The organism is Inhella sp., assembly GCF_027532025.1.
GTDB lineage: Bacteria > Pseudomonadota > Gammaproteobacteria > Burkholderiales > Burkholderiaceae_C > Inhella.
Window position 1 is genome coordinate 20,691 of the sequence record NZ_JAPZSY010000016.1, and the last position, 22,561, is coordinate 43,251.

A 22,561-nucleotide genomic window follows, 5' to 3' on the forward strand; every position below is an offset into this window, starting at 1 on the left:
CCATGAGCCATCGCCGAGCCTTAGCCCTGATGGTGCTGGTGACCCTGCTGTGGAGCACAGCGGGGGTGGTCACGCGGCATCTGGAGTCGGTGCGCTCGTTCGAGCTGACCTTTTGGCGCAGCGCCTTCACGGCCGCCAGTTTGGTGCTCTGGTGGGGCGTCAGACAAGGCCTGTCGGGTTTGGCCCCGCTGGGGTCGCCTTCGTCCCGCTTGTGGTTGTCCGCCTTGTGTTGGGCGGTGATGTTCACCGCCTTCATGCTGGCGCTGACCCTGACGACGGTGGCCAATGTGCTCGTGGTGATGGCGCTTGGTCCCTTGATGACGGCCTTGCTCGCTTGGATGGTGCTGCGTCGCCCTTTGCCTGTGGTGACGGTGGTCGCGGTGCTGCTGGCGGGCGGGGGCGTGGCGTGGATGTTCGGTGGCCAAGGGGTAGACCTGGGTTGGGGCCCTCTGGTGGCCTTGGCGGTGCCGCTGGCCGCCTCGGTCAATTGGACTTTGATGCAGGCGCATGCTGGGCGACCCATCGGTGCAGAGCGCGAGGTGTCGCTGCCGCACGCCGTGGCCCTCGGTGCCGCCTTGTCGGCGGCCTTCACCTTGCCAGCAGCCTGGCCCTTGCAGGCGTCGGGGCACGACATCGCCTGGTTGGCTTTTTTGGGGGTGACCCAACTGGCCATTCCCTGTGTGTTGCTCGTTCACCTCACTCGGGTGCTGAGCGCCACCGAAGTGGCGCTGGTGGCCTTGCTGGAGTTGGTTTTTGGCGTGGCCTGGGTGTGGTGGTTGGCGGGTGAGGTGCCCGGGCCCAACACCTTGTCGGGGGCATCGCTGGTGGTGGTGGCCCTGGTGTTCAACGAACTGAAGCGTCCCCGGCGGACGTCGCATGCGGCATGAACCAAGTCTGTCTTGATGCCTGGACCCCGAGCGGCCAGGTTTCTGCCCGTCTCCAGGGGGCCCTGGGTGTGTTGGAGTTGACGCGACTCGAAGCGATGAACGCCCTGACCCTGGGGATGGTGAGAGACCTTACACATGCCCTTCGGCAATGGGCGCAGGCGAGCGAGGTTCAGGCTGTGGTCATTCTGGGGCGCCCCGATTGCCGGGGACGTCCGGTGTTCAGCGCTGGCGGCGATGTGCGTTTTTTGCACCAGGCGGCGAGACAAAACCCGAGCGAATTGGAGGCGTTCTTCAACGAGGAGTACGCCCTGAATCACCTCGTTCACCACTATGCGAAGCCGGTGCTGGCTCTCTTGGATGGCCCGGCCTTGGGCGGCGGTTTGGGCTTGGCTCAAGGGGCCAAGTTGCGTGTGGTCAACGAGCGCAGCCAACTGGCCATGCCGGAGACGCGCATCGGTCTGGTGCCCGATGTGGGGTCGAACGCGTGGTTGAGCCAGTTGCCAGGGCGCCTCGGCGAGTGGCTGAGCGTGACTGGGCAAGCCTTGTCGGCCGGCGATGCCATCGAGTTGGGCTTGGCCGATGTGTTCGTCCCCGCGGCCGATTGGGACGCCATGGTGAGGGAGCTGTTGACCGGCCACCAGCCTCACGCCGAGCATGTGGTGGCGACCGTGATGGAGCGCGCTGCCCTGGCCCCGATGCCCCAGCAATTGGGCCATCGGGCCGCCATCGACCGTCACTTCGGCCAAGCGTCGTTGGCCGACATCCTGCGCAGCATGGCCGAGGAGCCCGACAGCCCCTGGGCGCTTGCCACGCGTGCGCAACTGGCCAGCAACAGCCCGCTCATGATGGCGGTGGGCTTGGCCTTGGTGCGGCGCAGCCGAGGTTTGTCGCTGGCCGACACCCTGCGCCTCGAGCGCTCGGTGATGCAGCACGCCTGGACGCCCGGCATGCGGGGCGAGCCCTGCGAGGCCCTGGAGGGCATCCGGGCGCTGAACATCGACAAAGACCACGCGCCGCGTTGGCAACCGGCCGATGTGGCCGGGGTCCATGCCGACGCGGTCGAGGCGTTCTTCGCGGACGTTTGGGTGCCTGCAGCGCACCCGCTGGCTGCGCTGATCTGACGCGGGGCGGGTCTCAGCGGTAGCGCCCTGGCGCCAAAGGGTCGCGCGGGTGGATGGCTTCGTGGAGTTGGCGCACCAGTTCGCAACTCCGCGGGGCGTAGGCGCGCAAGGCCTCCATCCCGTCGATGGGGAATCGGTATGGAAAGCAACCAAGCTCGCGCCCCTGGGCCAGCAGATCGGACCAGCAGGCCTTGGCACGGGCCGTGGCCTGGGCGTCGGAGCGGTCGAACAGCAGAGGCACGGTGCTGTCGAACACCCGATCGCCGAGCGTGGTGAAGGTGATCAAGGGCTCCAAGCCGTGCTCGCGGGTCACACGCTTCACCAACTGCACATAGCGGCGCGCCCGTTCGGGCCGCATGGGAACCAGGGGCGCGTACCAAATCAGCCCGCAGCCATCGGCGGCCGGATGGCGAGGCATGCCACCGAGGTCGGTCGAGCGGTGGCGCCAGTAGGCCAGCGGCAGCGCGGTTTCGTTCGGTCGGCCGTTCACCAAGTCCAAGGAACTCCGCAACGATTCGGTCAGTCGCCGCAGGCTGGCGCCTCTGGCACCGGGTATCCACCGGGCGATGCGAGCCAGGGCATTGGCCTTGGAGGGTGTGACGAACATCAGCCGAGCGGCGGTGCCGCTCAGCAGCCGTTTCAATTCGTGCTGGGCCGCGGCCACCATCGGGGCGGTGCCGTACAGGGTGGCCAAACCCGTCCAGGGCATCACCGCGGTCTGGCGGCCGAGTCGCTCCAGGGTATCGGGTGGAATCAGGCCCTGGGCATCCAGTTCGGACCAGGGGTAGGGCGCTGACATCGACATCACCCGATGCCGGTTCATCAGATTGACGGCCCCCAAGGTGGGTGACAGGCGCTGCATGGCTCGGCGGATGGCGAGCACCGCCGCCTCCAATTGCGTGTCATCCGCCAGGCCGAACAGCGCCACCGCCACGCGCTCGGGCCGAGGTGCCAACGCGAGGCTGATTTCGGTGACCACACCCATCCCGCTTTGGCTGAACAGGCCTTGAAGGTAGGGCCCCAGCCCCCACCGGAACAGCTTGGCCAACTCAGGCCCACCCGCTTCGTCCAGCATGCCGCGGTGGACTTGGCCGTTGGCCAGCACCACCTCCATGGCCGTCACGGCGCCGAAGTGATCGGTTTGCGGCGTGATCCCGTAGCCCCGTTCCAAGGCATTGCCCAACAGGCTGCAATGGGGCCCGGCGCCGGTGACCGGCACGAGGTAGTCCAGATGGCGCTGGCTCAAAAACGCCGCGAGGTCGCCCTGGGTGACCCCAGGCTCCAAGGTGACGACGCCCAATTCCTCATCGAAGTCCACGATGCGCCGCAGTCCACCCAAGTCCAGGAGCAAGGTGCCTTCGGTCACGGGCAGCGCGCTGCCATAGCCCCAGTTGCGGCCTGTGGAGATGGGGTGCACTCCCCAACCAGATGCGGTGGCCATGCGCAGAACATCCGGGACCTGGCCGCGGTCGAGCACGCGCACCGCGCCAGCCAAGGTGCGGGAGGCCCCCGTGGTGTCGGGGCCGTAGCGCCGCTGCGCCGCCTCGGGCTCGTCCACTTGAGCGGCCCCCAGCAGGGCCCGGAGCGACTCGAACGTGGGGATCCAAGCGGGGTTCATGGGGCCTTGGGGTGCTTGCGCGCGCGGTTGGGCTCGGCCGCACACCCCCGAGATGGATGGGGTCCAAGCCCTCTAGGGTACATGGCAGCGAAGGTTCGCTATGGCATCATCGTTTCCAGGTAGGAAGGGCACAGGTTTGCCCTGTGCCGCACGACTCAACACGGGGAACACATGAGCGTTGGAAAGCTTGGATTGGCATCGTTGCGGCGCTGGTTGGCCGCCTGGGTGGGCGGGTCGGCGATCTTGCTGTCGGGATGCGCGACGGTCGACTTGCCACCCGCACCGGCTGCGGCGTCGGTCGACAACTACAGCTACATCATCGGCCCGGGTGACACGCTCAATGTGGTCGTCTGGCGCAACCCCGAGCTGAGCATCACCACGCCGGTTCGCCCCGACGGCAAGATCGCTGCACCACTGGTGGACGAACTGAAGGTGGCGGGCAAGAACTCCATCGAAGTGGCTCGAGACATCGAAAAGGTGCTGGGCAAGTATGTGCGCGACCCCGTGGTCACGGTGGTGGTCACCACGTTCGTGGGGCCTTACAGCCAACAGATCCGGGTGGTGGGGGAGGCGGCGAAGCCCCAATTTCTGCCCTACAAGCAAGACATGACTTTGCTGGACGTGATGATCGCCGTGGGCGGGCTCACCGATTTCGCCGACGGCAACGCCGCCACCATCTTGCGTTCAGCCGAGGGCAACAAGCAGTACGCCGTGCGCCTGAAAGACTTGATCAAGCGTGGTGATGTCTCGGCCAACGTGCAGGTTCGACCCGGGGACATCCTGATCATTCCGCAAAGCATTTTCTGATCGGTCGTGCAAACCGAACGGCGGCGCGCGGGCTACCCGCGCGCCGCGCTTCTTAGGGCCAAGGGCTTTTCATGGAACTGTTGTTGATTCAGATGCAGGCCCTCGCCAAGCGGGTGTGGAAGTACCGCTGGATGGGGCTGGCCATCGGATGGTCGGTGGGTTTGGTGGGGTTGGTGGTGGCCTTTGTGGTGCCCAACCAGTACCAAGCCACCGCGCGCATTTATGTGGACACGCAGTCCATGCTCAAGCCGCTCATGTCGGGCATGACCGTGCCGCAGAACGTCGACCTTCAGGTGCAGATGCTGAGCAAGACCCTGATCAGCCGCCCCAATGTGGAGAAGCTCATCCGCATGGCCGACTTGGACTTGAAGAAGCACACCAAGGCCGAGCAGGAGGAGCTCATCGACAGCTTGATGAAGCAGTTGACCATTGCCACGACGGGCAAGGACAACCTCTACACCCTGGCCTACAAGGACGAAAAACCAGAAACCGCCAAGAAGGTCGTGCAGTCGCTGGTGTCCATCTTTGTGGAGTCGTCTCTGGGCGCCTCGCGCAAAGACACGGCCACCGCCACGACCTTCATCAACGAGCAGATCAAGAGCTACGAGGCCAAGCTGGAAGAAGCCGAAACCCGCTTGAAAGAATTCCGGCTGCGCAACATCGACCTGATGGAAGGTGGCAAGGACTCGGCCGCCCGCTTGGCCGAGATGCGCGCCCAACTGGACCAAGCTCGTCTGCAATTGCGAGAAGCCGAGCAGGCGCGCGATGCGGCTCGCGCCCAGATGACGGCCGAGCGTGCTCGCGCCAACGATGCCGTCAACTCGCCCGATTCCGCCGCCAATGTCCCCACGCCCGAGATCGACGGTCGTCTGGAGGGCTTGCGACGCGGGTTGGATGGCTTGTTGCAGCGGTTCACCGACCAGCACCCCGACGTGGTGACCACACGGCGTCTGATCCGTGAACTGGAAGAACAAAAGAAGCGAGAAGTGGCTCAGTTGCGCAAGCTGGCGCTCAACTCACCTGCCGGGGGGCCGAACCAAGGCTTGGTCGAGCAGGAGATGGGCCGGGTGTTGGCGAGTGCCGAAGTTCAGGTGGCCAGCCTTCGAGCCCGGGTGAGCGAATACCAGGCCCGGTACGCGCAGAGCTTGGAGCTGATGAAGACAGCGCCCCAGCTCGAAGCGGAAGCCGCTCAGCTCAACCGGGACTACGCCGTTCACAAGAAGAATTACGACGAACTGGTGTCCCGCCGGGAGTCGGCTGCCATCTCCGGGGAGCTGGATGTGGCTGCGGGCGTGGCTGACTTTCGCTTGATCGAGCCGCCACGCGTCACGCCGCAACCGGTGGCGCCGAACCGCTACCTGTTGCTGGCCATCGGATTGGTGACCTCGCTGGGCGTGGCGGTGTTCAGTGCTTTCGCGGCCAGCCAGCTGCGACCGGTGTTTTTCGATGCCAACGAGCTGGGCGATCGAACCGAACTGCCCATCTTGGGTGTGGTGTCTCGCATCATGGGCGACGCTGAGCTCCGCAAGCGCCGCATGGACCGCGTGCGGGTGATGGGCGCGGCCGCGGCCTTGGTGTTGCTGTACGCCACGGCGATGGCGGTTTACTACGTGCTGCAAGCGCGGCAGATTGCTTGAGGAATCCATGGCCAGTTTGATTGAACAAGCAGCGCAGCGTCTGGAGCAGCTCCGGCAGGCGGGGGCGTTGGCGCCCGATGCTCTGCCCGCGGTGGTGCCAGCGCCGGCGACGCGTCCCGCCGAGCCCGCTCCGCCTCTGCCGCTGGCGGCGCAGTCTCACGACGAGCCCTCGGGGCGTGGCTCCAAGTCGGTGGAATTGAACCTCAATGCTTTGGCGGTGAAGGGCTACCTGACACCGGGGTCCCCTCGCACGCCGATGGCGGACCAGTACCGGGTCATCAAACGTCCACTCATCAAGAACGCCGTCGGCCAAGGGGCGGCCACGCTCAACCATGCCAACCTCATCATGGTGACCAGCGCGTTGGCCGGCGAGGGCAAGAGCTTCACGTCGCTGAATTTGGCCATGAGCGTGGCGGCCGAGTTGGATCACACGGTGATGTTGGTGGATGCCGACGTGGCCCGTCCGTCCTTGCTCCGGATGTTGGGCTTGCCGCCTGGGCCGGGGCTGTTGGACGTTCTGGAGGGGCAAGCTGAGATGACCGACGTGCTGCTGCGCACCAACGTGGACAAGCTCACGCTGTTGCCCAGCGGAACGCCGCACCCGCGAGCCACCGAATTGCTGGCCAGCGAAGCCATGCGTGAGTTGCTCAACGACATGGCCCAGCGCTACCCCGACCGCATCATCATCTTCGACTCTCCCCCCCTGTTGTTGACCACCGAGTCTCGTGTGTTGGCCACGCAGATGGGGCAGATCGTGATCGTGGTCGCGGCCGAGGCCACGCCTCAGAATGCAGTCCAGCAGGCCTTGGCCGCGGTGGAAAACTGCCCGTTGAAGCTGATGTTGCTCAACCAAGTTCGTGGCGACACATCGGGCGCCTATGGGTACGGTTACGGCTATGGGTACGGCTATGAACACGACGACGACGCCACGCGCACGGCCTGAGCGTTGGGCTTGGCGCGGGGTGGCGCGCGGTGTTTGTGCCCTGGGTACGGTTTGGTTCGCAGGGCACGGTGCAGGGTGGGCCCAATCGGTGGAGACCTTCGGCGGGAGCGATGCGCCGGAAGGGCTGCGGTTGGGGGGCGGTGCACCGGATGCCAGCGCGCCAAGCGGCCAACGGTCGCGTCCCCTGGAATGGCGCTGGAATGCCGCCTTCACCGTGTCGGACAACATCAGCGCCCTACCCAGCCAGCAGGGACGGGATGCTGGTGCGATGCTCCGGGTCGGTCCCGGCGTGCGATGGGTGCACCAAGGGGGCGGGGCCGAGTGGCTGCTCGATTACAGCCTGCAGGCGCAGCGCTACGCCAAGACGGCGGCATTGGGTCAACCGTTTCAAAGCAGTTTGCGCAGCAGTGCCAAGATCGATCTGGGGTCTCCGGCCTTCACCCTTGAAGGTCAAGCCAACATCGCGCAGCGCACGCGCTCGGCATTCGAGGCCCAGCGCACCTTGGGGGAGAGCGGGGTCGGTGAGTCCACGGAAGTCGGTACCTTGGCGCTGGGTCCTGTTGCACGACTGCGCTTGGGCGAGGGGTGGCGCTTGACGGCCCAACAAACCAGCACCCTGACACGCGCTCGTGGCACCACGGTGGGTGATGCCCAAGGCAGCCAGGCTCAAATCAGCATCGAGCCCGGGCCGCAGCGTCGGATGGGGCTGGGTGCCACGGTGACGCACCAATTCACGCGCCCCCTGGAGGGGAGGCGCACGGCTTCGTCCCAGGGCACGGTGAACCTGACTTGGCGCCCCGACGTCGACTGGACCGTGGTTGCCCGAGGCGGTCAGGAGCGCTCTAACCTGCAGTCGGTGGCGTCGCAGACCGGGACGACATACGGCCTGGATGCCACGTGGCAGCCCACGCCGCGCACGCGGCTTCAGCTCAATGGCGACCATCGCGTTCTGGGTGACTTCCACACCGTCAACCTGGAGCATCGCTTCGCCCGCGCCGTGGTTCGATGGAGCGATTCCCGCACCATCAACCAAGCAGGTGTCGTGGGAGCGGCCTCGGGGCAAACCAATTACGACTTGTTTTTCGCCCAGTTGGCGACCACGGAGCCCGACCCGGTTCAACGGGATCTGTTGGTGCGCCAGCGTTTGGCCGACTTGGGTTTGTCGGGTGACGCGGTGGTGGCCAATGGCTTTCTCAGCAGCCAGCCCACGGTGTCCCGCACGCGCCTGTTGGGTGTGACCTATCAACAGCCGCGCACCCTGTGGACGCTGAACCTGACCAAAACCCGAACGTCCCGTCTCTTGGCGGGTGGCTTGGGCAGCGAAGATTTGGCCAGTTCCTCCTTCGTGGACACGGAGTCGGCTCAGATGAGCTGGACCTACCGGCTGACGCCCTCCCAGGCCTTACGGGCCCAGGCGTCTTGGCAGCGCAGCGAGGGGGAGAACGCGGCGTTGCAGCGCAACGAATTGCGCACCGTGCTTCTGGGGTGGGCGGAACGCCTGACCCCGGGCGTGCAGATCGCCTTGGGCTTGAGGCACTCCGCCTTCGAATCTCCCACCCGTCCGTTCGTTGAGAACGCTGTGGTGGTCAACGTCGAGCAGCGATTCTGACCATGTACGAGGCGTTCTACGGCCTGTCGGCCAAGCCCTTTCAGCTCAATCCCGACCCGAGTTTCTACTTCGGATCGAAGCAGCATCGGCGCGCCAAGGCTTACTTGGATTACGGGGTCTTGCGCAACGAGGGTTTCATCGTCATCACCGGCGAGATCGGGGCGGGCAAGACGACCCTGTTGCGGGGCTTGCTCGAGAGCCTCGATGCGGGTCAACAGGTGGTGATCGGCAACATCGTCACCACCCAGCTCGACGCCGAGGACACCCTCCGCATGGTGGCGGCGGCCTTTGGCGTCCGCGCCAGAGATGCCAGCAAGTCGGACATCTTGATGTCCCTCGAAGCCTTTTTCGTGGCCCAGGTGAGCCAAGGCAAGCGTTGCTTGCTGGTGGTGGACGAGGCGCAGAACCTCACCGCCAAAGCGGTGGAAGAGCTGCGGATGCTGTCGAACTTCCAGTTCGGGACGCAGTCGCTGCTGCAAACCTTCTTGGTGGGACAGCCGGAGTTTCGCTACATCTTGCAGCGGCCCGAGATGGAGCAGTTCCGCCAGCGGGTGGCGGCCACGTGCCACATCGGTCCGCTGGACGAAGAGGAAACCCAGCGCTACATCGAGCACCGCCTCAAGTGTGCTGGCGCCACCGACAAGCCCGAGTTCGACCCCGAGGCGTTCTTGGTCATCCACCGCGCCACCGGCGGCATTCCTCGTCGCATCAACACGTTGGCCGACCGGCTGCTGCTATTGGGCTTCATGGCCGGCAAGGTCAAGCTGGAGTTGGCCGATGTCAACGAGGTGCTCAAGGACCTGTCGCAGGAAAGCGCGCTGCCGCCGCCCTCGAAGCCAGTGTCCATCGGTGCGGAGCCGGAATCCGACTCGCAGCTGGACCTCGATCTGGATTTGACCCGTCCCCCGCCGTTGGCGGCGGGGCCCTTGCAGCAGTTCGAGCGTCAGTTGGATGGGCAACTGCACGACTTGCACGCGGAGCGACTGCTGCGACTGGAGCGCAGCCTGTTGCGGCTGGAGCGCATCAACTTGCAGAGCCTGAAGATGCTGCAGCGCTTGGTCAAAGCCTTGCAGCACCCCGATGCCGGGAGTCAGCATGAGTAGCTCACCCACGGGCGCACTGGCGGGGTCGCCCCGGCGTGTGCGCAACGCAATGTCCATCGACGTCGAAGACTATTTCCAAGTCTCGGCGCTGGCCCCCTACATCCCTCGCGACGACTGGGATCGCCGCGAGTGCCGGGCGCCTGCCAATGTCCGCCGGATCTTGGCCCTGCTAGACCAAGCGGGCGTGAAGGCCACGTTCTTCACGCTGGGCTGGATCGCGGAGCGACACCCAGATTTGGTCAGAGAGATCGTGGCCGGTGGGCACGAACTGGCCAGCCACGGTTACGGTCACGAGCGGGCCAGCGATCTCGACCGCGCCGCCTTCGCGCAAGACGTGAAGCGCGCCAAGGCTTTGCTGGAGGACTTGGGCGGCGTGCCGGTCATCGGCTACCGAGCCCCGAGCTTCTCCATCGGCGAGGCCAACCTGTGGGCGTTCGACGTGCTGCAAGAAGCCGGGTACCGCTACTCCAGCAGCGTGTACCCCATCGTGCACGACCATTACGGCATGCCGGACGCGCCGCGTTTTGCCCATGCGGTGCGCGAGGGCCTGGTTGAAGTTCCGGTCACCACGAACCGCATTGCGGGTCGCAACCTGCCCTCCAGCGGGGGAGGGTACTTCCGCCTGCTGCCTTACGCCGTCTCGCGATGGTTGATCGAGCGGGTTAATCGCGTCGATGCGCAAGCGGCGGTCTTCTATTTCCACCCCTGGGAAATCGATCACGAGCAACCGCGTGTGCCAGGCATCGATGCCAAGTCGCGCTTTCGGCATTACGTGAACCTCAGCCGCACGGAAGGCCGCATTCGCCGGCTGTTGGGCGACTTCGCCTGGGGCCGCATGGATGAGATTTTTTTGCCGCCCAGCGGCTCGGCGCTCGGAGCGACCATGGGTGCGGCACGCTGAATGAACGCGCCCGTGACCGTGCGGCCGCTGCCGTCGCTCGCAGGGGCGACGGCCCGTGCGTGGGACGACTACGTCGTGCGCCACCCCCAGGGAACGTTTTTCCACCAAGCCGGGTGGGCGCGCGCGGTGTCGCGGGTTTGGGGCCACCGGTGCGAGTTGCTGGCCGCTTGGCAAGGCGGCCGCCTGGTGGGCGTGCTGCCCCTGGGCGAGATCGACAGCCTGCTGTTCGGCCACGCCGTGACGTCGCTGCCGTTTGCCGTGTACGGGGGCGTGCTCGCCGATGGCGATGATGCAGCCCATGCCCTGGTGGCGGCGGCCGAAGCCTGGACCCGAGCGCGAGGCGCCAGCCACCTGGAGTTGCGCCACTTGCACGGGATGCAACGGCCCGACTGGGCGCAGCAGGACCTTTACGTCACCTTCCGCAAGCCCTTGCTGGACGACGACGAGGCCAACCTGCTGGCCATTCCGCGCAAACAGCGCGCCATGGTGCGCAAGGGTGTCGGGCACGGTTTGCGCGCCGACGTGGACGCCGACGCGGGTCGTTTTTTTGATCTGTTTGCCGACAACGTGCACCGCCATGGCACGCCGGCCATGCCCCAGCGCTGGTTCCAGGCACTGCTGGAGGAGTTCGGTTCGCAAGCCGAGGTGCTGACCGTGGTTGCGCCGGATGGAACGCCGGTGTCGTCCGTGCTCAGCTTCTACTTTCGGGACGAGGTACTGCCTTACTACGCGGGCGATGCCACCGCGGCACGAGACCTGGCGGCCAACGATTTCAAGTACTGGGCCCTGATGCAGCGGGCCCTGCGTCGCGGCGCGCGCGTGTTCGATTACGGCCGCAGCAAACAGGGCACGGGCCCCTACGCCTTCAAGAAGAATTGGGGCTTCAGCCCCACACCGTTGGCCTACGAGTTCAGGCTGTACGAAGGCCAGGCTTTGCCCCAGCACAACCCGAACAACCCCAAGTACCAGCGCGTGATCGAAACCTGGCGTCGCTTGCCCAGGGCGGTGGTCAACCGGCTCGGCCCGCTCATCGTGAGGAACCTGGGGTGAAGCTGCTGTACTTGGTCCATCGCATGCCCTACCCGCCGAACAAGGGCGACAAGGTGCCCTCGTACCACCTGCTGCGGCATCTGGCGGCACGGCACGAGGTGTTCCTGGGCACATTCATCGACGACCCCGACGACGAGCGTCACGTGGACACCGTGCGCGGCTGGTGTGCCGATGCGCACTTCGCCCGCTTGTCCCCGCGTTGGGCGCGGATCAAGAGCCTGCGCGGACTCGGGCGCGGACAGCCCTTGGGCTTGCCCTACTACCAGGACCCGGGCTTGAGGGCGTGGGTGAACGACAGCGTGAAGCGCCATGGCATCGAGGGCGTTGTCGTGTTCTCTTCCACCATGGCACCTTATGCCGAGACCCTGGGGCTGCCCACTTGGGTCGACTTTGTCGACCTGGACAGTGCCAAATGGACGGCCTATGGCCAGCAGCACCGCTGGCCCCTGTCCTGGATTTATGCCCGCGAGGGGCGCACCTTGTTGGCTTACGAACGGGAAGTCGCGCGCTGGGCTCGACGCAGCTTTTTCGTCACCGAAGCCGAGTGCGACATGTTCCGGCGGCTGGCGCCCGAATCGGCCGCCAAGGTGGAGGCCTTGTGCAACGGGGTCGACGCCGACTTCTTCGCCCCCGCCGCCGACCGAAGCAGCCCTTTCGAGCCGGGCACGGTGCCCGTGGTGTTCACGGGGGCCATGGACTACTGGCCCAATGTCGACGCCGTGGCGTGGTTCGTTCATGACATGCTGCCGCGCCTGCGGACCCTTCACCCGAACGTGCACTTCAGCATCGTCGGTCGCAGCCCCACCGCGGCGGTCCGCGCCCTGGCGGGGCCGAACGTCACGGTCACCGGCACCGTCGATGACGTGCGGCCCTACCTCCAACATGCCGCCGCCGTGGTGGCACCGCTGCGCTTGGCGCGCGGCATCCAAAACAAGGTGCTCGAGGCCATGGCCATGGGACGGCCCGTGGTGGCGGCATCGCACTGCGTGGCGGCCATCGACGGCAGCCGACCTGATGAACTGTGTGCCGCCGACGCGGCCGACGACTACGTGCGCATCCTGGATGCCTGGTTGCGCGAACCGGCCGCGGCAGACGCCGTCGGCCGGGCCGCCCGAGAGCGCGTGCTGGCTGGTTTTGCGTGGCCAGCGCGCCTGGCGCCCATCGACGAAGCCTTGGCCCAGCCCTGACATGCCATGACCCACACCCCACTTCATCCTTCCGTCAAGGCGGCTTGGCCCCGTGCGCTCATCACATTGGGTGTGCTGTTGATGCTCATGGGCGCCCTGCATGGATCCCTGTGGGCGGGCATGGTGAGCATTTGGCTTCGCAGCGATACCTTTGCCCACGCCCTGCTCGTGCCTCCGATGGTGCTCTGGCTGGTTTGGCGCAAACGCAGTGCCCTGAGGGCCTTGGTGCCCCAGGCCAGTGGGTGGGGCGTTGCGTGGGCGGGGGGCGGCGTGTTGGCTGTGGCTGTGGGGGATCTGGCGCAAGTCAATGCGCTGCAGCACTTTGGCTTGGTCTTCTTGCTGCAAGGTGCCGTATGGGCGGTGTTGGGCAACCAGGTCGCTCGTTGCTTGGCGTTTCCGCTGCTGTTCCTGCTGTTCGCGCCGCCCTTCGGTGAATTCTTGTTGCCCCCCATGATGCAAGCCACGGCCGATTTCACCGTGGCGGCGCTTCGGTTGACCGGCGTGCCCGTGTACCGAGAGGGCCTGCAGTTCGTCATCCCCACGGGCCATTGGTCGGTGGTGGAAGCCTGTTCAGGGGTGCGCTACCTGATGGCGTCGGTCATGGTGGGCAGCCTGTTCGCTTACTTGAACTTCGACCGCTGGCCCAAGCGCTTGGCCTTCGTGGCGTTCGCCACCCTCATGCCCCTGGTGGCGAACTGGGTTCGGGCCTACCTCATCGTCATGATGGGCCACCTGTCGGGCAATGAGTTGGCCACGGGCGCCGATCACTTGATCTACGGCTGGGTGTTTTTCGGGGTGGTGATGGCCCTGATGTTCTGGGCCGGGTCGCGCTTCGCCGACCCTTTGCCGGCCCAGGCGACTGCGAGCCTGCCCGAGGCAGTTGTCGCTTCGGGCAGCCCCCCACGGGCCGCCTGGCAGGGTGCCCTCCCCGTGGGGCTGGGCCTGGCCTTGGCCGCAGCGCTGGCCAGCCGTTGGCACCATCCAGCCCCGGCGCTCGATTGGCCCGCCGCGCTGGGGGCTCCAGTGGCTGGCGCGGTGTCGGATGCAGCGCCGCCGGCCGGTTTGGGGCTCGTGCCTGGCGCCGATGCCCAGGCGCGTTGGCGCTTCGCTGCGGCGGATGGTCAGCCTCAGGCGCACCTGTACCTGGCGTTCGTGGCGCATCAGCGGCCCAGCGCTCGCGCCGTGGCCAGCACGAGCGTCATCGTGGCCCACAGCGATGCGCGCTGGCAGGTGTTGGGCAGTGGCAAGCGGCAGGTGGAAGGGGTGAGCGTGGACGAGTGGCGGCTGCGTGCCCGCACGCAGGGCCAAGAAGGCGAGTGGCGCGTCTGGCGCTGGTATTGGGTGAATGGTTGGGCGGGTTCCAACCCCGTTCAGGCCAAGTGGCAGTTGATGTGGCAGCGGGCTTGGGGGCAAGGCGACGCTGCGGCGATGGTGGTGCTCATGGTCCCGGAGGGAGAAGGTGCAGACCGCGCGCTTCAAAGCCGATGGGCCGAACTGCAGGCCCCCTTGAATGAACGGTTGTCGGCCCTCAGCCGTCAAGCGGCCCCTGGGCACAATGGCGGGTTGGCTCGCTGAGCCCCCAACCCTCGAACGAAAGACGGAGTTTTTGATGACGACCTTGGCGGTGATTGGCCTCGGCTACGTGGGCCTGCCCCTGGTGGTGGAGTTCGGCAAGCAGATGCGAACCATCGGCTTCGACATCGCGCAGCACAAGGTGGACGCCTGCCTGCAAGGCACCGACCCATCGCGGGAGTTGACCGACGAGCAGATGGCCCAGGCCACCCACGCGGTCTACACCTCCGACCCCTCGATGCTGGGTGAGGCCGACATCATCATCGTGGCCGTGCCCACCCCGGTCGACGAGGCCCACATCCCCGACTTCAAGCCGCTCATCGGCTCCAGCACGAGCGCCGGCCGCCACATGAAGAAAGGCGCCATCGTGGTGTACGAGAGCACGGTCTACCCCGGCGCCACCGAAGAGGTGTGCATCCCCGTGCTCGAGCGCGAATCGGGCCTCAAGTGGAAGCAAGACTTCTTCGTCGGTTACAGCCCCGAGCGCATCAATCCAGGCGACAAAGAGCACACGCTGACCAAGATCCTCAAGATCGTCAGCGGCGACACGCCCGAGACCCTGGACGCCGTGGCCAAGCTCTACGAGCGCATCGTCGAGCCCGGCGTGCACCGCGCCAGCAGCATCAAGGCCGCCGAAGCCGCCAAGGTCATAGAGAACACCCAGCGCGACCTCAACATCGCCTTGATGAACGAGTTGGCCCTCATTTTCGACAAGATCGGCATCGACACCAGCGAGGTGCTGGAGGCTGCCGGCACCAAGTGGAACTTCCTGAAGTTCAAGCCGGGCTTGGTGGGGGGGCACTGCATCGGCGTGGACCCCTACTACCTGACGCACAAGGCCGAGATGCTGGGCTACCACCCCCAAGTCATCCTGGCCGGCCGGCGCATCAACGACGGCATGGCCAAGTTCGTGGCCGAGCAGACCATCAAACAAATGATCGCTGCCGGCAGTCCGGTCAAGGGCGCACGCGTCAACGTGCTGGGCCTGACCTTCAAGGAAAACTGCGGCGACCTGCGCAATTCCAAGGTCATCGACATCGTCCGCGAGTTGGAGAGCTACGGCGTGGTTGTGTTCGTGAGCGACCCGACGGCCGACCCCGAAGAGGCCATGCACGAGTACGGCGTGCGACTCACCGCCTGGGACGACTTGCCGCGGGCCGATGGCATCGTGGCCGCGGTGTCCCATCGCGAGTTCCTTGCCATGCCCACCGACGCGCTGGCCGCCAAATTGCTCCCCGAGGGGGTGTTCATCGACGTCAAGGCCGCTTTTGATGCTGCTGCGCTGCGCGCGGCCGGCATCCGGGTCTGGCGTCTCTGAGACCCAGGCGGGCGGCCGTGAGGGCCGATCAACCCTTGGTCATGCACGTGGTGTACCGCTTTGACACCGGCGGTTTGGAGAACGGGGTGGTGAACCTCATCAACCGTTTGACCGGCTACCGGCATGCGGTTGTGGCCCTGACCGATTGCGTCGACGGCTTTTGTCAGCGGGTTCAGCGCGACGACACCACCTTCGTCAGCCTGCGCAAACCCAGCGGGCAAAGCCTGAAGGTGGCGCCGGCCTTTGCGCGCACCGTGCGCGCCCTGCGACCGGATGTGGTGCACACCCGCAACCTGGCGGCGCTGGAAATGCAACTGCCTGCCTGGTGGGCGGGTGCGCGAGCGCGGGTGCATGGCGAGCACGGTCGCGATGCCGATGACCTCGACGGTCGCTCGCGCAAGCACCGCTGGGTGCGGCGGGCCTTTCGACCTTGGGTGCAGCAGTACGTGGCGTTGTCGGGCGATCTGGCGGGCTACCTGCAGGACGCGGTGGGCGTGCCGACCCAGCGCATCCAACGCATTTGCAACGGTGTGGATGCGGAGCGGTTTCGGCCCGCGGCGCGGAGACAGCCCCTGGAGGGGTCGCCCTTCAACGACCCGCGTTGGGTGGTGTTCGGCACGGTCGGGCGCATGGCGGCCGTGAAGGCCCAGACCGATTTGGTGGCGGCTTTCATCCAGGCCTGCCAACGGGACGCTGGTTTCGCGGACCGGGGGCGGCTGATCCTGGTCGGGGATGGACCCCTGCGCAGCGCCTGCCACGCCCAGTTGGAGGCTGCGGGCTTGTCCCATGCGGCCTGGCTGGCTGGCGAACGCCGTGATGTGCCTGCGGTCATGCAGGCGCTGGATGTCTTCGTGTTGCCGTCCCTGGCCGAAGGCATTTCCAACACGGTGTTGGAGGCCATGGCCTCGGGCTTGCCGGTGATGGCCACCCGCGTGGGCGGCAACGCCGAATTGGTGGCCGATGGGCTCAGTGGCGTGTTGGTGGAGGCGGGACGGCCCGAAGCCTGGGTCCCCACCCTTGAGGCTTGGTGCGCCGACGAGCCGCTGAGGCGGCGCTTGGGCGAGGCGGGGCGGGCCCGGGTGGAGTCCCAATTCAGCCTCGATGCCATGGTGAGCGCCTACGATGCCGTGTACCGCCGCGTCCTCGGTGTCCCTTCGTTGAATTGAGAGCCCTCGATGTGCGGCATTACCGGTCTGTTTGACACCCGCGAGCAACGCCTCCCCGACCGGGGCCGGCTGCACCGCATGAACGAGTCCCAGCACCACCGCGGGCCGGACGAGGGTGACTTGCACCTGCAACCCGGTCTGGGGCTCGGCCATCGCAGGCTGTCGATCATCGACTTGGCGACCGGTCAGCAACCCATCTTCAACGCCGATCGCAGCGTCGCCCTGGTGTTCAACGGCGAGATCTACAACTACCAAGCCCTGATGGCGGAGTTGCAGGCGGCCGGGCATGTGTTCCGCACCAAGAGCGACTCGGAAACCATCATCCACGCATGGCAGCAGTGGGGCGAGGACTGCGTGCAGCACCTGCGCGGCATGTTCGCCTTCGCCATCCACGACAGCCGCCGGCAATGCCTCTTCATGGCCCGCGACCGGATGGGCGTCAAGCCCATGCATTACGCCTTGTTGCCCGACGGCTGGTTGCTGTTCGGGTCCGAGCTCAAGAGCCTGCTGGCGCACGGCGGCATGGCCCGCGACCTGGACCCCTGCGCGGTGGAGGAGTACTTCGCGCTGGGCTATGCGGCCGAGCCACGCACGGTGTTCAAGGCCGCCAAGAAGCTGGCACCGGGCCATTGCCTCTTGTGGACCCGTGGCGCTGGCAGCGAACCTCAGCCGCGCGCCTACTGGGATGTTCGCTTCACGCTGGACAACCCCATCGCTCAGGCCGACGCCGAAGCGGAGCTGCGCGAGCGGCTGATGGAGTCGGTTCGGTTGCGCATGATTTCCGAGGTGCCTTTGGGGGCCTTTTTGAGCGGTGGCGTGGACAGCAGCGCGGTGGTGGCCACCATGGCAGCCGCGCGTCCCGAGCCGGTGGTCACCTGCTCGATGGGCTTCGACGACCCTCGTTTCAACGAGGTGGAGTTCGCTCAAATGGTGGCCGACCGCTACCGCACCGATCACCACGTCGACACGGTGGCCAGCGACGATTTCGCCCTCATCGACACCCTGGCGCGTTTGTACGACGAGCCGTTTGCTGACAGCTCCGCGATCCCGACCTACCGCGTGAGCCAACTGGCGCGGCAGCACGTCACCGTGGCCTTGTCGGGCGACGGCGGGGACGAAACCTTCGGTGGCTACCGCCGCTATCGGCTGCACCTGATGGAAGAAGGCCTGCGCTCCAAACTGCCCTACGGCTTGCGCAAGCCGCTGTTCGGCACGCTGGGAGCCATCTACCCGAAGCTGGACTGGGCGCCCCGGTTTTTGCGTGCCAAGACCACCTTCGAGGGCTTGGCTCGGCATGCGGTGCAGGCCTACTTCCACTCGGTCTCCATCCTCCGTGGACCGATGCGGCAGGCTTTGTTCTCGCCCGCATTCCAGCGTGAATTGGGTGGCTACCAGGCCTTTGAGGTGTTCGAGCGCCACGGTGCTCAGGCCCAAACGCGCGACCCGCTGGCCCTCATCCAATACCTGGATTACAAGACCTACTTGGTGGGGGACATCAACACCAAGGTCGATCGGGCCTCGATGGCCCACAGCCTGGAGGTGCGCGAGCCCTTGATGGACCACCACCTGATCGAGTGGCTGGCCACGCTGCCGTCCAGCTTGAAGATCCGCGGCCAAGAGGGCAAGTTCCTGCTGAAGAAGGCGATGGAGCCCTTGCTGCCGCACGACGTGTTGTACCGCCCCAAGATGGGCTTTGCCGTGCCGCTGGCCCGTTGGTTCCGGGGGCCGTTGAAGCAGCGGGTTCGCGACAGCTTGCTGGGCGATCGTTTGCTGAGCACCGGCTGGTTCCAGCGCGAATACCTGGCGCACTTGGTGGATGCGCACCAGAGTGGCCAGCATGATTACAGCGCCCCGATTTGGACCTTGATGATGTTCGACAGCTTTTTGCGTCAGGTGGTGGACGCGCCCGATTCCATTGGGCTGCCCGTGCCAGCCGCAACGGTGGAGGGGAGGGCAGCATGAAGGTTTTGCATGTGTTCGACCACACCATCCCCCTGCACAGCGGCTACACCTTCCGCAGCTTGGCCCTGCTGCGCGGGCAACGCGCCATGGGTTGGGAGACGCACCACCTGAGCAGCCCGAAGCACAGCGCCGGGCTGGGAGACCGCGCCGATGGCGCGCTCGAGGAAACGGTCGACGGCTGGCACTTCCACCGCACCCCTGACTTGCCGGGCTCGCGGTGGCCGGTGCTGCGCGAGCGGCAGTTGATGAAGGCCCTGCGGGCGCGCTTGACCGAGGTGGCCCGGCAGGTGAAGCCCGACCTCATCCATGCCCATTCGCCCGTGCTCAACGCCTGGCCCGCCTTGCAAGTGGGCCGAGAGCTGGGCCTGCCGGTCGTGTACGAGGTGCGGGCGTTTTGGGAAGACGCTGCGGTGGACCACGGCAGCACGCGGGAAGGCAGCTTGCGATACCGCCTGACCTGGGCCTTCGAGACGCAAGCCCTGCGCCGCGCGGCGCATGTGTTCACCATCTGCGAGGGCCTGCGGCAAGACATCGTGGCGCGTGGCTTGCCCGAGGCGAGCGTCACGGTGATTCCGAACGCGGTAGACGTCGGGGCCTTCACACCCAGCGGTCACCCCGACCCCGAGTTGCAGGCGCGTCTGGGCCTGCAAGGCTGCGTGGTGCTGGGCTTCATCGGCAGCTTTTACGCCTACGAGGGGCTGGACCTTCTCCTGCAAGCCCTGCCCGCCATCCTGCAACGCCGCCCCGACGTTCGCGTGCTGCTGGTGGGCGGAGGACCGCAGGATGCGGCTCTGAAGGCCCAAGCCCAGGCCTTGGGGGTGCAGGACCGGGTGCTGTTCACGGGCCGAGTGCCCCACAGCGAGGTGCAGCACTACTACGACCTCGTGGATCTGCTCGTCTACCCTCGGCATTCGATGCGATTGACGGATTTGGTCACGCCTTTGAAGCCGCTGGAGGCGATGGCCCAAGGCCGGCTCTTGCTGGCCTCGGACGTTGGCGGGCACCGGGAACTCATCGCGCATGGACGCACCGGGCATCTGTTCCAGGCAGGCTCGGCCGAAGCATTGGCCCAAGCTGCTCTCGACTTGCTGGCCTCGCCTGAGCGCTGGGCCGATTTGAAAGCCGCCGGTCGCCGCTTTGTCGAGACCGAACGGCACTGGGGGGCGTCGGTCGCGAATTACCCAGCCGCTTACGAGCGCGTGCTCGCGCAGCACGTCACGGGCAGTCGGTGAACGCGTCGGTTTGGGCCCCCTTGGCGGGGCGTCGCTTGTTGCTCGTGGGGCCGGTGCCGCCACCGTCCGGTGGCATGGCCAACCAGACCCGGCAACTGCGCGAACTCTTGATCGGCGAGGGCCTGCAAGTCGACTTGCTGCCCACGAACCCCCCCTATCGCCCGGCGTGGCTGGCCTCGTGGCGTGGCGTTCGCGCCGTGGCCCGGCTGGTGGGCTACGTCGGCCGCTTGTGGCGTGCGTGCGGGCAGGCCGATGTGGTGCACGTCATGGCCAATTCTGGGTGGAGCTGGCATCTGTTCGCCGCGCCGGCCATTTGGGTGGCCGCCTGGCGGGGGCGTCCGGTGGTGGTGAACTACCGCGGTGGTGAGGCGGACTCGTTTTTGCAGCGCGCGGCGCGCTGGGTTCGCCCCAGCCTGCGTCGTTGTGCCCGCTTGGTGGTGCCCTCGGGCTTTTTGGAGGCGGTCTTCGCCAAGCATGGGCTGCCGGCCCAGGTCGTGCCCAACATCGTGGACACGGCGCGCTTTCGCCCAGCGCCAAACCCGGCCTCTGGTGGTTTTCATGTGCTGGTGGCACGCAACCTGGAGCCCATCTACGACAACGCCAGTGCCCTGCGGGCCATGGCGCGGGTGGTGACGCAGGTGCCCGATGCGCGCATGACCGTGGCCGGCAGCGGCCCAGAGGCCGAGCGCCTGCAGGCTTTGGTGCAACAGCTGGGCTTGTCGCACGCCGTGCGCTTCGCCGGACGCTTGGACCGCGAGGCCATGGCGGACTTGTACCGTCAGGCCGATGTGTTGCTCAACGCCAGCCTGGTGGACAACATGCCCAACTCCTTGCTGGAGGCCATGGCCAGCGGCGTTGCCGTGGTGAGCACCAACGTGGGGGGCGTGCCCTACATCGCCGAGCACGACGAAACGGCCTGCTTGGTGCCGCCGGGCGATGACGAGGCGATGGCGCATGCCTTGGTTCGTTTGGCCCAAGACGCTGCGCTGCGCGACCGCTTGCGTGGCAACGGGTTGGTGGCGGTGGGGCGTTACACCTGGTCGGCGGTGGCCCCGCAATGGGCAAGGGTGTATGCCGAAGCGCTGGCGTCGAGGGCGTGATGGGTCTGTACACGCGCTTTGTCTCGGGTTGCCTTTTTCCTTTGCAGGAGCGACTCAAGCACCATGACACCGTGGCGGTGCGACGTGCGTTGGAGCGCAGCCAATGGTCGACGCCGGCGGAGCTGCAGGCTTTGCAGGTGGACCGCCTGCGGCGCTTGCTGACCCTGGCGGGGGCCCACGTGCCGCACTACCGCGACCTGTTTCGGGACCTGGGCTTTGACCCCACGCAAGTGCGCAGCCTCGAGGCCCTTCGCCGCCTGCCCCGGACGAGCAAGGCCGACATCCGCGCCGCTGGCGATCGCTGGCGCAGCGAGCAGGCTCGCGGCTTGGCCCGGTTCAACACGGGTGGCAGTTCGGGCGAACCGCTCATCTTCTACATCGGCCACGAGCGGGTGAGCCACGACGTGGCGGCCAAATGGCGGGCCACCCGCTGGTGGGGCGTGGACATCGGCGACCCCGAAACCGTGGTGTGGGGCTCGCCCATCGAGGTGGGCAGCCAGGATCGGATCAAGGCGCTGCGCGACCGTTTGATGCGAACGGCCCTGCTGCCGGCCTTCGAGATGAGCGAGGCGCGCTTGGACGGGTTCATCGACGCCATCCGCCGCCAACGGCCTCGGATGCTGTTCGGCTACCCATCGGCCCTGTCGCTCATCGCCCAGCATGCGCGCCAGCGGGGACAAGGCATGGATGACTTGGGCATCCGCGTGGCCTTCGTGACCTCCGAGCGCCTGTACGACGAGCAGCGGGCCTTGATCTCGTCCGTGTTCGGCTGCCCGGTGGCCAACGGCTACGGCGGGCGCGACGCGGGCTTCATCGCCCACGAATGCCCGTCGGGCGGCTTGCACCTGACTGCAGAGGACGTGATTGTCGAGCTGCTGGACGAAGCGGGTGAACCCGTGGCACCCGGCCAGACGGGGGAGATCGTCGTCACGCACCTGGCCACGCCGGACTTCCCCTTCATCCGCTACCGCACGGGCGACATGGGCGTGCAAAGCGGCAGGACCTGCGCCTGTGGCCGGGGCCTGCCCGTGTTGGACGAGGTGCAGGGCCGCAGCACCGACTTCGTCATCGCCCAAGACGGCACCGTCATGCACGGCTTGGCGCTGATTTACGTCTTGCGCGACCTCCCCGGCGTGGCGGCCTTCAAGATCGTGCAGCACACCCGAGATCACACCGAGGTGACGGTGGTGCCCGGCGATGGCTGGTTGCCCGCTCACCGGCAGACCATCGAGCGTGGTGTTCGTGCTCGGTTGGGCGCCGGTGTCAAGGTCGAGGTTGAGCTGGTCGAGCGCATCCCGCCCGAGCGCTCGGGCAAGTTCCGCTACATCGTCAGCCATGCGCGTTGAGG

Annotated in this window: 18 protein-coding genes; 17 read left to right on the plus strand and 1 reads right to left on the minus strand. The window is 66.5% G+C overall.

All coding sequences use genetic code 11. From position 1 onward, the window contains the following. The first annotated feature begins 2 nt into the window (after positions 1 to 2). Together O9335_RS03515 and O9335_RS03520 are read left to right on the plus strand one after the other, a co-directional pair. The gene (locus O9335_RS03515; protein WP_298383638.1) at positions 3 to 887 is read left to right on the plus strand and encodes a DMT family transporter; all 885 of its coding nucleotides are present in this window, start codon (positions 3 to 5) and stop codon (positions 885 to 887) included. Continuing rightward, on the plus strand, positions 884 to 2,008 hold the full coding sequence (locus tag O9335_RS03520) for a 3-hydroxyisobutyryl-CoA hydrolase (protein ID WP_298383641.1): 1,125 nt from the start codon (positions 884 to 886) through the stop codon (positions 2,006 to 2,008). Before O9335_RS03515 ends, O9335_RS03520 begins: the two co-directional genes overlap by 4 nt. Positions 2,009 to 2,021: 13 nt before the next feature. On the opposite strand, the gene O9335_RS03525 is transcribed toward O9335_RS03520, so the two are convergent. Next, complete coding sequence (locus O9335_RS03525; RefSeq protein WP_298383644.1) at positions 2,022 to 3,626, minus strand: FAD-binding protein; 1,605 nt, start codon at positions 3,624 to 3,626, stop codon at positions 2,022 to 2,024. Between the two features lie 171 nt (positions 3,627 to 3,797). On the opposite strand from O9335_RS03525, the gene O9335_RS03530 reads away from it, so the two are divergent. The 15 genes from O9335_RS03530 (at position 3,798) to O9335_RS03600 (ending at position 22,559) form a co-directional block, all read left to right on the plus strand. Beyond that, complete coding sequence (locus O9335_RS03530; RefSeq protein WP_298383647.1) at positions 3,798 to 4,433, plus strand: XrtA/PEP-CTERM system exopolysaccharide export protein; 636 nt, start codon at positions 3,798 to 3,800, stop codon at positions 4,431 to 4,433. Between the two features lie 71 nt (positions 4,434 to 4,504). Then, positions 4,505 to 6,070 carry an XrtA system polysaccharide chain length determinant gene (locus O9335_RS03535; RefSeq protein ID WP_298383650.1) on the plus strand — a complete coding sequence of 522 codons (1,566 nt, stop codon included), beginning with the start codon at positions 4,505 to 4,507 and terminating at the stop codon, positions 6,068 to 6,070. Positions 6,071 to 6,077: 7 nt separating this feature from the next. Continuing rightward, entirely contained in the window at positions 6,078 to 7,013 is a 936-nt protein-coding gene (locus tag O9335_RS03540) for an XrtA-associated tyrosine autokinase (protein WP_298383653.1), read from the plus strand. Continuing rightward, a complete protein-coding gene (locus O9335_RS03545; RefSeq protein ID WP_298383655.1) occupies positions 6,979 to 8,622 on the plus strand; it encodes a TIGR03016 family PEP-CTERM system-associated outer membrane protein in 1,644 nt (547 codons plus the stop codon). Before O9335_RS03540 ends, O9335_RS03545 begins: the two co-directional genes overlap by 35 nt. A gap of 2 nt (positions 8,623 to 8,624) precedes the next feature. Further along, positions 8,625 to 9,725 (plus strand): XrtA/PEP-CTERM system-associated ATPase, encoded by a 1,101-nt coding sequence (locus O9335_RS03550; protein ID WP_298383657.1) that lies wholly within the window; start codon positions 8,625 to 8,627, stop codon positions 9,723 to 9,725. A 49-nt stretch (positions 9,726 to 9,774) separates the two neighbouring features. Further along, positions 9,775 to 10,626 carry an XrtA system polysaccharide deacetylase gene (locus tag O9335_RS03555; RefSeq protein ID WP_298383660.1) on the plus strand — a complete coding sequence of 284 codons (852 nt, stop codon included), beginning with the start codon at positions 9,775 to 9,777 and terminating at the stop codon, positions 10,624 to 10,626. Then, positions 10,627 to 11,676 carry a FemAB family XrtA/PEP-CTERM system-associated protein gene (locus O9335_RS03560; protein WP_298383663.1) on the plus strand — a complete coding sequence of 350 codons (1,050 nt, stop codon included), beginning with the start codon at positions 10,627 to 10,629 and terminating at the stop codon, positions 11,674 to 11,676. After that, positions 11,673 to 12,863 (plus strand): TIGR03087 family PEP-CTERM/XrtA system glycosyltransferase, encoded by a 1,191-nt coding sequence (locus O9335_RS03565; RefSeq protein WP_298383665.1) that lies wholly within the window; start codon positions 11,673 to 11,675, stop codon positions 12,861 to 12,863. Before O9335_RS03560 ends, O9335_RS03565 begins: the two co-directional genes overlap by 4 nt. Before the next feature lie 6 nt (positions 12,864 to 12,869). Then, positions 12,870 to 14,438, plus strand: a complete 1,569-nt coding sequence (xrtA, locus tag O9335_RS03570; RefSeq protein WP_298383668.1) for an exosortase A — start codon at positions 12,870 to 12,872, stop codon at positions 14,436 to 14,438. 34 nt (positions 14,439 to 14,472) lie between these two features. After that, positions 14,473 to 15,753 carry a nucleotide sugar dehydrogenase gene (locus O9335_RS03575; protein WP_298383670.1) on the plus strand — a complete coding sequence of 427 codons (1,281 nt, stop codon included), beginning with the start codon at positions 14,473 to 14,475 and terminating at the stop codon, positions 15,751 to 15,753. Between the two features lie 17 nt (positions 15,754 to 15,770). After that, positions 15,771 to 16,919, plus strand: a complete 1,149-nt coding sequence (locus tag O9335_RS03580; protein ID WP_298383673.1) for a TIGR03088 family PEP-CTERM/XrtA system glycosyltransferase — start codon at positions 15,771 to 15,773, stop codon at positions 16,917 to 16,919. Positions 16,920 to 16,928: 9 nt separating this feature from the next. Continuing rightward, positions 16,929 to 18,881 carry an XrtA/PEP-CTERM system amidotransferase gene (locus O9335_RS03585; protein WP_298383676.1) on the plus strand — a complete coding sequence of 651 codons (1,953 nt, stop codon included), beginning with the start codon at positions 16,929 to 16,931 and terminating at the stop codon, positions 18,879 to 18,881. Continuing rightward, positions 18,878 to 20,113 carry a TIGR04063 family PEP-CTERM/XrtA system glycosyltransferase gene (locus tag O9335_RS03590; protein ID WP_298383679.1) on the plus strand — a complete coding sequence of 412 codons (1,236 nt, stop codon included), beginning with the start codon at positions 18,878 to 18,880 and terminating at the stop codon, positions 20,111 to 20,113. Before O9335_RS03585 ends, O9335_RS03590 begins: the two co-directional genes overlap by 4 nt. Further along, positions 20,110 to 21,213 carry a glycosyltransferase family 4 protein gene (locus O9335_RS03595; RefSeq protein ID WP_298383682.1) on the plus strand — a complete coding sequence of 368 codons (1,104 nt, stop codon included), beginning with the start codon at positions 20,110 to 20,112 and terminating at the stop codon, positions 21,211 to 21,213. The genes O9335_RS03590 and O9335_RS03595 overlap by 4 nt, the downstream gene beginning before the upstream one ends. Further along, the gene (locus O9335_RS03600; RefSeq protein WP_298383685.1) at positions 21,213 to 22,559 is read left to right on the plus strand and encodes a phenylacetate--CoA ligase family protein; all 1,347 of its coding nucleotides are present in this window, start codon (positions 21,213 to 21,215) and stop codon (positions 22,557 to 22,559) included. The genes O9335_RS03595 and O9335_RS03600 overlap by 1 nt, the downstream gene beginning before the upstream one ends. The last annotated feature ends 2 nt before the right edge of the window (positions 22,560 to 22,561 follow it).